Origin of the sequence: Kribbella catacumbae DSM 19601 (assembly GCF_000372465.1) — a bacterium.
GTDB lineage: Bacteria > Actinomycetota > Actinomycetes > Propionibacteriales > Kribbellaceae > Kribbella > Kribbella catacumbae.
Genome location: NZ_AQUZ01000148.1, coordinates 1 through 1,180 on the forward strand (window position 1 = coordinate 1; position 1,180 = coordinate 1,180).

Here is a 1,180-nt window from a genome sequence, read left to right on the forward strand (position 1 = left end):
GCGCCGGTTGGCGATGTTCTTGCTGATCCACTCCCGCCGGACAACCTCAGCCGCGTCCCAGGCCTTGTTGTTCGCGATCACTCGGCGCTTCTCAGCCAGCTTGGCTTCGTGGGCGGTCTTGACCTCCTCGGGCGTCTGGATCGGGCTCTCCCCGTTGGCTGCCTTCGCCGGCCGCCCGTCGACCTGGTGGCCGTGCTTCGCGGGGTCCGCGCAGCCGTAGGTCACGGTGAGGAAGGACCGGTAGGTGCCCTTCTCGGGCTCGTCCTCCTGGTCCAGCTCCGCGGCCTCCTCGCTGTCCTCGTCGACCCGGGTGCCGTCAGCTCGGAAGTAGGCGTAGTCCTCACCGGCCCAGACGACGTGTCCGGGGCACTCGGCGTGCTGCTCGAGGGTGACGTCTTCGCCCGTGATGGTGGTCAGCCGGTCCAGCGGCTTCCAGGGGCTGTTCCAGAAGGGCCGGTCGATGATGGTGACTCCGAGCGGTTCGAGCTGGGTGGTGATGAACTCGGCCAGCTCGGCGCGGGCCTTGCGCTTCTGGCGCAGCGTGGACACGGTGTGGTTGAGCTGGCGGGGGTTGACCTTGGCGATGTTGAGGGCTTCCGCGAAGTCCTTCTCGTTGTCCTCGAACTCAGCCAGGGCCGCGGCCTGGTCGATGGTGAGCTGGTGCTCGTCGTGGGCTGCCCGCGCCGGGGCCGACTTGAGGACCTTGACCGCCTCGCCGACCTGGGCCTTCGTGAGCGGGCTCTGCCGTGCGATCTCCGCCTGGGACATGTCCAGCAGGCGCAACTGCTCGACCACGCCGAGGGTGTCGTTGGTCGTTAGGCCCGTCCGGGCCTCGTTCTCGTCGTACTGGGAGAGGATGCGCTCGATCTGGGAGGCCTTGTCGGTGCCCTCGTCGCCGATGATGTCGACTGGCACGGTGTCGAGGCCGACCTCGATGGCAGCGTGAGTGCGGCGGTGGCCATACTTCACCCGGATCTGGCCCTCTGCGGTGCGTACCGCCACGATCGCCTGCAGTACGCCGCGCCGCCTGATGCTGGCAACGAACTCGGGGGTGATGGCCAGTTCGTTGCGCACGTTGACGTTGACGAGGAGGGTCTTGGGGTCCAGTTGGGTGATGATGCGGTCGTTCACGGTTTGCTCCGATTCGTTCTGTGGTGGTGGGGATTGGGTGGCGCCCCGG

1 protein-coding gene is annotated in these 1,180 nt (G+C 67.5%); it reads right to left on the reverse strand.

Going from position 1 to position 1,180, the window contains the following annotated elements; translation table 11 throughout:
• A partial coding sequence (locus tag A3ES_RS0145675) for a ParB/RepB/Spo0J family partition protein (protein ID WP_020393501.1) occupies nt 1-1,131 on the reverse strand: 1,131 nt, incomplete at its 3' end.
• Nucleotides 1,132-1,180: the final 49 nt, after the last annotated feature.